Annotated in this window: 1 protein-coding gene; it reads right to left on the bottom strand. The window is 69.2% G+C overall.

Annotated features, from left to right (window positions below):
• Nucleotide 1 precedes the first annotated feature (1 nt).
• A complete protein-coding gene (locus D7M15_RS16870) occupies nucleotides 2–10,048 on the bottom strand; it encodes a type I polyketide synthase (protein ID WP_121518279.1) in 10,047 nt (3,348 codons plus the stop codon).
• Between the last annotated feature and the right edge of the window lie 26 nt (nucleotides 10,049–10,074).

Genomic DNA, 10,074 nt, shown 5'->3' with positions numbered 1-10,074 from the left:
CTCAGGCTTCTCGCGTCGCGTCGTCCAGGTCGGTGTCCTGGAGCGCCATGCTGATCAGGGCGTCCATGTCCATCGCGTCGATGGATTCCTGCTCCGGAGCGGCTTCCTCGGCCACGGCGCGCGCGGGCGCGGCACCGGCGAGCTCCAGGAGGGTGTCCATGATTCCCGCGTCGTGCAGTCGGTTCAGGGAGATCGTTTGGAGCAGTCGGCGTACCGTCTCCTCCTCGTCACCCGTACCGTCGGCGTCGTCGGGCGCGAGTTCCTCCAGGAGGTATTCGGCCAGCACCCTGGGGTTGGGATAGTCGAAGATCAGCGAGGGCGGTAGCCGCAGCCCGGTCTCCCCGTTCACGGTGTTGCGGAACTCCACCGCGCCCAGCGAGTCGAACCCGAGGTCGCCGAAGGCACGCTCCGGCTCGATGGCCCCCGGACCGGCATGCCCGAGGATGCCTGCCGCGATCGTACGCACGATCCGCAGCAGCTCGTCGTACCGCTTGTCAGCGGGAAGCGACACCATCCGCTGCCGAAGCCCATCAGCACCTCCCGCGCTGTCCGCCGACACCACGCGCCGTGTCGAACCACGAACCAGACCTCGCAGAATCGCGGGTACCTCAGCCGGGTCGAGCGACTGGGTGTTGAGGCTCAGCGGCACCAGCAGGGCCTTGTCCAGGGCTCCCGCCGCGTCCAGGAGTCGCAGCCCCTCGTCAGCGGTGAGGCCGACGACGCCCGTGCGATCCATACGCTGTCGGTTCTCGTCCGCCAGCTCACCACCCATACCGGCCTCGGTGGACCACAGGCCCCAGGCGAGGGACTGTGCCGGCAGGCCCTCGGCGCGGCGGTGCTGGGCGAGCGCGTCCAGCAGGGTGTTGGCAGCCGCGTAATTGGCCTGGCCCGGCGCCCCGAGGACACCGGAGGTCGAGGAGAACAGTACGAACGCTCCCAGGTCCATGTCGCGGGTCAGCTCATGCAGGTTGAGGGCGGCCAACGCCTTGGGGACCACTACACGGTCAAGCCGCTCAGGCGTGAGCGACGCGATCAGGCCGTCGTCCAGCACACCCGCGGCATGCACGACGCCGGTGAGCCTGCGTCCCTTGAGCAGGGCGGCCAACGCCTCGCGATCGGAGACGTCGCACGCGGCGAACTCGACCTCGGCGCCGAGACCCGTCAGCTCGTCCACCAGCCCCGTGGCGCCTGGAGCGGCCGGGCCGCGGCGGCTGGTGAGCAGCAGACGGCGCACGCCGTGCTCCCTCACCAGGTGCCGGGCGACCAGCCCACCGAGGGAACCCGACGCACCGGTGATCAACACCTCGTCGCCGTAGACCGACGACGGCTCGGCCTCCGTGATCGTGGCGGGTCGCAGCCGAGGCACATACGTCTTGCCGTCCCGTACGGCCACCTGCGGCTCGCCTGACGCCAGCGCGAGCCTGATCGCCTCGTTCTCGGCGCCGTCGGGCACACCGGCCACGTCCACGAGGAACACTCGGTCGGGATCTTCCGCCTGAACGCTACGCACCAAGCCCCAGGCAGCCGCACCGGCCAGGTCGGTGACGGCCTCATCGTCGACCTGTACGGCACCGCGAGTCACCACGGCCAGCGGGCCGCTCTCCTCCTGCAACAGCTGGAGCAGGGAATGCAGTGTGCTCAGTACACCGGCACCGTCGCTGTTCCCCTCGGGATGCCACACGTGCAGGTCTTCCGGCATCGCGGCGTCCGCGGACGTCACGGACAGCCAATCCACCTGGTAGAGCGAGTCGACACGGGTCACTGACTGCCCCGACAGCGGGCGCAGTGTGAGGGTCTCGGCGGAGAACACGGGCTGACCCGCTCCGTCCGCGGCTTCGACCTTCACCTGGTCCTGGCCCGTGGGCGTCACCCGTACCCGCAGGGAGGCGGCGCCGGTGGCATGCAACTCCACGCCCGACCAGGAGAACGGCAGCACGACGCGTTCCTCGTCGGACAGCAACGGAATCGTGTGCAGAGCCGCGTCCAAGAGGGCCGGATGCAGCCCGAACAGGCCGGGGGCGCCGGACAGCACGATCTCGGCGAACAGTTCGTCGCCGCGTCGCCAGGCCGACTTCAGCCCCTGGAACGCCGGACCGTACTCCAACCCGCTCTCAGCCAGCGCCTCGTACAGGCCACTCACGTCCACCGCGTCCGCCAGCGGCGGCGGCCACTGTGCCAGCGCTGCGGAGTCGGCGATGCCGACCGCACCGGGGGTGACCTTGCCAGCGGCGTGGCGGAGCCACGGCTGATTCAGGTCGTCCTCCGGGCGGGAGTACACCTCGACGTCGCGGTGGCCCGACTCGTCCTCCGCGTCGACCACGACCTGCACGGACGTGGCCCCCTTCGCGCTGAGGACGAGCGGGGTCTCAATGATCAGGTCATCGATACGGCCGCAGCCGACCTCGTCACCCGCATGAACGGCCAGCTCGACGAAGCCTGTGCCGGGGAAGATGACGTTGCCCGCGACGGTGTGCTCCGCCAGCCACGGCTGTGCCCCGACCGACAGCCGGCCGGTCAACACGGTTTGATCGGCGCCCGCGACGACGACTGCGGTGTCCAACAGCGGATGCCCAGTCGTCTCCTGTCCGGTTCCGGACTCGATCCAGTACGTATGGCGTTGGAAGGCGTAGGTCGGGAGGTCGACGCGGCGGGCGCCGGTCCCGTCGAACACGGCGTTCCAGTCGACGCGTACGCCCGCGGTCCACAGGGCGCCGAGGCCCGCGAACAGGGTCTCGGTCTCCGGACGTTCACGGTGGAGGGTGGCTCCGGCGGTCACGCCGTCGACGGTCTGCTCGACCATGGTGGCCAGCACGCGGTCGGGGCCCAACTCCAGGTAGCGGGTGACGCCTTCGGCCTCCAGATACCGTACGTCGTCCGCGAAACGCACCGCCTCCCGTACGTGCCGGACCCAGAACTCCGCCGAACCCACGTCCTTCGTCAGACGGATCGTCGGCTCGTTGAACGTGACGCCCTCCGCGATCTTGCGGAAGTCCTCCAACATCGGGTCCATGAGCGGCGAGTGGAACGCGTGGGACACCTTCAAGCGGGTCTGCTTACGATCCGCGAACCGCTCCGCAACCGCCTCCACCGCCCTCTCCACACCCGAAACCACCACGGACGACGGCCCGTTGACGGCAGCGAGGTCGACCTCGTCACCCAGATGCGGGACGACCTCTTCCTCGGTGGCCTGGAGGGCGAGCATCGCGCCCCCCTCCGGCAACGCCTGCATCAACCGGCCACGCGCCGATATCAACCGACCCGCGTCTTCGAGGGAGAACACCCCGGCCACATGCGCGGCAGCCACCTCACCGATGGAATGACCCGCCAGGAAGTCCGCCTTCACACCCCACGACTGCACCAACCGGAACAGCGCCACCTCAAGCGCGAAGATCGCGGGCTGCGTGAACTCCGTACGCCCCAGCGCCTCCTCGTCACCCCACACCACCTCACGGACCTTCGGGTCCAACACCGCACACGCCTCATCGAAGGCGGCAGCGAACACGGGGAACGTCTCGTACAACTCCCGGCCCATACCCAGCCGTTGGCTGCCCTGACCGGTGAACAGGAACGCCGTCTTCCCCCCGGCGACCGACCCGGTCACCGTCTGCTCACCGACCCGCACCGCACGGAACTCCAACGCCGCACGCTCCGTCGCCGCCGAGAACGCCACGTCCAACGCGGCCCCCTCCACCGCACCGAACCGCTCCAACTGCGCGTCCAAAGCCTCACGCGACTTCGCCGACACGACCAGCGGCACGGCGGGCAACTCCCGCCGCTCCACCGACACTTCGGCCGGAGTGTCAGGCGCCTGCTCAATGATCACGTGCGCGTTGGTGCCGGAGATGCCGAACGACGAGACACCCGCACGACGCGGACGCCCCTCCACAGCAGGCCAGTCACGCGACTCCGTCAACAGCTCAACGTCGCCCGCGTCCCACTCGATGTGCGGCGAGGGCTCATCCACGTGCAACGTCCTCGGCATGACACCATGCCGCATCGCCTCGACCACCTTGATGATGCCCGCGACACCCGCCGCCGCCTGCGTGTGCCCCATGTTCGACTTGATCGAACCCAGCCACAACGGCTCGCCCTCCGGGCGTCCCTGCCCGTACGTCGCGAGCAACGCCTGCGCCTCGATCGGGTCACCCAACGTCGTCCCCGTACCATGCCCCTCGACAAGAGCGACATCGGACGCCGACAACCCCGCGTTCGCCAACGCCTGCCGAATCACCCGGCGCTGCGAAGGCCCGTTGGGAGCCGTCAACCCATTGGAAGCGCCGTCCTGATTGACCGCACTCCCCCGCACCACCGCCACCACCGGGTGCCCGTTCCGCCGCGCGTCCGACAACCGCTCCACCACGAGCATGCCGACACCCTCAGCCCAGATGGTGCCGTCAGCGGCCGCGGCATACGACTTGCAACGACCGTCGCGCGACAGGCCCTTCTGCTCACTGAACTCCACGAAGTTGTCGGGTGCGGCCATCACGGCCACACCGCCCGCCAGTGCGAGTGAGCACTCCCCCGAGCGCAGCGCCTTGACTGCGAGGTCGAGGGCGACCAGCGACGATGAACATGCCGTGTCCACCGTCAACGCCGGCCCCTCCAAACCCAGGCAGTACGACACCCGCCCGGAGGCGATGGCACCGGTGCTGCTGTTGTACGTGTAGTCGTGGTACATCACACCGGCGTACACACCCGTGGCGCTGCCCTTCAACACCGTCGGGTCGATCCCGGCCCGCTCCAGCGCCTCCCAGGACGTCTCCAGCAACAACCGCTGCTGCGGATCCATGGTCAGCGCTTCGTTCGGGCTGATACCGAAGAACGCGGCGTCGAAGTCACCCGCGTCGTGCAGGAATCCGGCATGGTCGACGTAGCTCGTACGGGGTCGCGTGCCGGTCGGGTCGAAGATCCGACCCATGTTCCAGCCACGGTTCGAGGGGAACGGCGAGATGGCGTCCGTGCCTCCGTCCACCAGCCGCCACAGATCCTCGGGCGAGTTCACCTCGCCCGGATAGCGGCAGGCCATACCGACGATCACGATGGGGTCGCTCTCGACACCCGGCTTCGCGACCTCCGCAGCGGAAGCACCGTGCACCGAGCCGGAAACCTCCTCCAGGAGGTGGCGGGTGAGGTCGGTGCACGTCGGGTAGTCGAAGACGAGGGTGACCGGGAGCCGTACGCCCGTTGCCTGGCTCAGGCCGTTACGCAGCTCCATCGCGGCCAGGGAGTCCACCCCGAGGTCGCGGAACGCCCGGTCCGGGTCGACGGCCTCCGCTCCCTCGTAGCCGAGGTTGGTCGCGACCTGGGACCGGACGAGAGTCATCACGGTGTCCAGCTGCTGCTCCGCTGTCAGTCCGGCCAGCCGCGCGCGCAGGCCGTCCGCGTCGGCACCCGTCTGGGCGGCACCGCGCATCACCACGGGAACGAGGCCACGCAGCAGCTCGGGGACGACACCACCGGCGCGTACGGCCGCGAGGTCCAGCTTCAGGGGCACGGCCACGGTTTCGTCCGCGCGGACGGCCGCGTCGAACAACTCAAGTCCCTCGTTGACCGTGAGTGACAGCACGCCTCCTCGCCCCATCCTGGAGCGGTCGGCCTCATCGAGCTGGCCCGCCATGCCCGAGTCGGTAGCCCACGGGCCCCATGTGAGGGACTGCGCGGGCAGGCCGAGAGCTTTGCGGTGCTGGGCGAGAGCGTCCAGATAGGCGTTGGCAGCCGCGTAGTTGCCCTGCCCCGGGGAGCCGATGACACCGGCCGCGGATGAGAACAGTACGAACGCGCTCAAGTCCATGCCGCGGGTCAGCTCGTGCAAGTGCAATGCCGCATCCGACTTCGGGCGCAACACCCGGTCCAGACGCTCCGGCGTCAGCGATCCGATGACCCCGTCGTCCAAGACACCCGCGGCGTGCACGACACCAGTGAGCCTGCGGTCCTTGAGCAATCCGGCCAGCGCGTCACGGTCGGAAACGTCGCACGCGGCAACTTCGACCTGAGCGCCCAGCTCCGTCAGTTCATCGACCAGCTCGGCCGCTCCTGGCGTCTCGGCACCCTTACGACCGGTCAGCAGCAAATGGCGTACGTCATACGCGGTAACGAGGTGCCGCGCCACAAGCCCGCCCAGCATGCCGAGACCACCAGTGATCAGCACGCTGTCGCCGAAGGACGCGCCGGCCCCTGTGACGGGATCGGTTGCGCCGTCGGATCCCGCGGTCAGCGCAGGCATGCGGGCGAGCCGAGGCGCGTACACGGCGTCGCCCCGTACGACGCAGCGCGGCTCACCGCACGCCAGGGCCAGCGCGACCCCCCGGTCCTCGGCGGCACCCGTGTCGGTGCCGGGGTCGAGATCGACCAACACGAAGCGATCGGGGTCCTCCGTCTGCGCGCTGCGCACCAGACCCCACACGGCGGCGGCGGCCAGGTCGGCGACGTCCTCCCCCTCACCCGGTACGGCGCCGCGCGTGACCACGGCGAGGCGGCCCTCAGCGGATTGGAGCGCCACCAGCACCTCGTTCAGCGCGGCGCGCACGTCCGTGCCTCCCACGACACGTAGGACCTCGGTGCCGTCTGGCAGTTCGGAGGCGTCGGCGGTCACGGGCACCGGGGTGAGCGCGACACGGTACAGCGGCTCTGTACGCACCGTGGCCTGCACGTCCGCGACGGGCCGCGACATCAACGAATCAACCGTCGCGACGGGCGAACCGGTCTCGTCCGCGAAAGCCAGGGCGACCACGCCGTCCTGGCGAGAGCTGATGCGCACGCGCAGAGCGCGAGCGCCGGAGGCGTGCAACTCCACGCCCGACCAGGAGAACGGCACCATGGCCGTCTGCCCGGCACCCGCGGGGGACAGGGCGATCAGGTGCAGGCCGGCGTCGAGCAGTGCCGGGTGCAGTCCGTACACGTCCGCCTCGATATCCTCCGGCGGGCTGACCTCGGCGTACACGTCGTCGCCAAGGCGCCAACCAGCCCGTACGCCCCGGAACGTCGGCCCGAAGCGCATGCCCGCTCCGGCCATTTCGGCGTACAGGCTGTCGGTGTCCAGGTCCAACGGTTCGGCCCCGGGCGGGGGCCAGGCGGTCAGGTCACTCCCGGTGCCCTGACCACCGGCGGTCAACAGGCCGGTGGCGTGCTCGTTCCAGGGCAGGTCGAGCGCATCTTGGGCGCGCGAGTACACCGTCACCGGGCGACTGCCCGACGCGTCGCCGGCGCCGACCACGACCTGTACGGAGGTGGCGCCGTGTGGGCTGAGGACCATCGGCTGGTGGATGGTCAACTCGCCGACACGACCGCAGCCGACCTCATCACCCGCGCGCACGACGAGCTCGACGAAACCTGTACCGGGAAAGATGACGTTGCCGGCGACGACGTGGTCAGCGAGCCAGGGCTGTGCCCCGACCGACAACCGTCCCACGAGCACCATCTCGTCAGAGCCCGCGACAGCGATTGCGGCTTCCAGCAGCGGGTGGTACGGGGCGTCCTCTTGGCCAGTTGATTTCAGCCAGTACCGCTTGTGCTCGAACGGGTACGTGGGGAGGTCGACGCGGCGGGCGCCGCGGCCGTCGAAGACAGCGTTCCAGTCGACGCGTACGCCCGCGGTCCACAGGGCGCCGAGCCCGGCGAACAGGCTCTCGGTCTCCGGACGTTCACGGCGCAGCACCGCGCCCGCCGTGGCGTCGTCGGCGATCTGCCGGACCATGGCGGCCAGAACAGCGTCCGGGCCCAACTCCAGGTAGCGGGTGACGCCTTCGGCCTCCAGGTGCCGTACGTCGTCCGCGAAACGCACCGCCTCCCGTACGTGCCGGACCCAGAAGTCGGCCGAACCCACGTCCTTCGTCAGACGGATGGTCGGCTCGTTGAACGTGACGCCCTCCGCGATCTTGCGGAAGTCCTCCAACATCGGGTCCATGAGCGGCGAGTGGAACGCGTGCGAGACCTTCAAGCGGGTCTGCTTACGATCCGCGAACCGCTCCGCGACCGCCTCCACACCCTTCTCTCCACCCGAAACCACCACGGACGACGGCCCGTTGACGGCAGCGAGGTCGACCTCGTCACCCAGATGCGGGACGACCTCTTCCTCGGTGGCCTGGAGGGCGAGCATCGCGCCCCCCTCCGGCAACGCCTGCATCAACCGGCCACGCGCCGATATCAACCGACCCGCGTCTTCGAGGGAGAACACCCCGGCCACATGCGCGGCAGCCACCTCACCGATGGAATGACCCGCCAGGAAGTCCGCCTTCACACCCCACGACTGCACCAACCGGAACAGCGCCACCTCAAGCGCGAAGATCGCGGGCTGCGTGAACTCCGTACGCCCCAGCGCCTCCTCGTCACCCCACACCACCTCGCGGACCTTCGGGTCCAACACCGCACACGCCTCATCGAACGCGGTCGCGAAGACGGGGAACGTCTCGTACAACTCCCGGCCCATACCCAGCCGTTGGCTGCCCTGACCGGTGAACAGGAACGCCGTCTTCCCCCCGGCGACCGACCCGGTCACCGTCTGCTCACCGACCCGCACCGCACGGAACTCCAACGCCGCACGCTCCGTCGCCGCCGAGAACGCCACGTCGAGGGCTTCCTCCTCGACGGCCGCGAGCCCTTCGAGCTGCGCGTCGAGGGCCGTGGCCGTGCCAGCCGAGGCGACGAGCGGTACGGCGGGCAACTCCCGCCGCTCCGCCGACACTTCGGCCGGAGTGTCAGGCGCCTGCTCAATGATCACGTGCGCGTTGGTGCCGGAGATGCCGAACGACGAGACACCCGCACGACGCGGACGCCCCTCCACAGCAGGCCAGTCACGCGACTCCGTCAACAGCCGCACGCCACCCGAAGACCAGTCCACATGCGGAGAAGGCTCGTCCACGTGCAGGGTCTTCGGCAGGGTGGCGTGGCGCATCGCCTCGACCACCTTGATGATGCTCGCGACACCCGCGGCCGCTTGCGTGTGCCCGATGTTCGACTTGATCGAACCCAGCCACAACGGCTCGCCCTCCACACGGTCCTGGCCGTACGTCGCGAGCAACGCCTGCGCCTCGATCGGGTCACCCAACGTCGTACCCGTACCATGCCCGTCGACAAGGTCGACCTGGTCGGCGGAGAGACGTGCGTTGGCGAGGGCCTGCTGGATCACCCGACGCTGCGAAGGCCCGTTAGGAGCCGTGATGCCGTTGGAAGCGCCGTCCTGGTTGACCGCGCTTCCCCGTACCACCGCCAGCACCGGGTGCCCGTTCCGCCGCGCGTCCGACAACCGCTCCAACACCAACATGCCGACGCCCTCGCCCCAGCCGGTGCCGTCAGCGGCCGCCGCGAAGGACTTGCAACGGCCGTCCAAGGACAAGCCCCGTTGGCGGCTGAACTCCACGAACGTGGTCGGGGTCGACATCACGTTGACGCCGCCCGCCAGCGCGAGCGAGCACTCGCCCGCGCGCAACGACTGAGCCGCCAGATCCACCGTGACCAGCGACGACGAACACGCCGTGTCCACCGTCAACGCCGGGCCCTCCAAACCCAGGCAGTACGACACCTGCCCCGAAACGAGAGCCCCCTGCGCCGACGCACCGGGATAGTCGTGGTAGACGAGACCGGCGTACACACCCGTGGCGCTGCCCTTCAACGCCGTCGGATCGATCCCGGCCCGCTCCAACGCCTCCCACGACGTCTCCAGCAACAACCGCTGCTGCGGATCCATGACCAGCGCGTCGTTCGGGCTGATACCGAAGAAACCGGCGTCGAACTCACCCGCGCCGTGCAGGAATCCGCCTTCGTTGACGTAGCTGGTGTTGTCCCGAGCAGAGTCCGGGTCGTACACCCGCTCCAAGTCCCACCCGCGATCCTCCGGAAAACCAGAGACGGCGTCCCGACCCCCGGCCACCAAACCCCACAGATCCTCGGGCGACCCGACACCACCAGGAAAACGACACGCCATCCCAACGATCGCGATCGGCTCCTGATGCTTGTCCTCGACCTCACGCAGACGCCGCCGGGTCTGCTGCAATTCGCCGGTGGCAAGCCTCAGATACTCGCGGAGGCGCTCGTCCTGCATGCCGTTCGACATCGAAATCAATCCGTCCTTGAGGTCCA

It is taken from the genome of Streptomyces sp. Z26, from assembly GCF_003665095.1.
Classification (GTDB): domain Bacteria; phylum Actinomycetota; class Actinomycetes; order Streptomycetales; family Streptomycetaceae; genus Streptomyces; species Streptomyces phytohabitans.
This window is presented reverse-complemented; position numbering and strand designations above follow the sequence as displayed.

Bases quoted from the DNA above. Each gene is read 5' to 3' on its own strand.
- D7M15_RS16870 (WP_121518279.1), bottom strand. From the start codon at position 10,048: ATGTCGAACGGCATGCAGGACGAGCGCCTCCGCGAGTATCTGAGGCTT.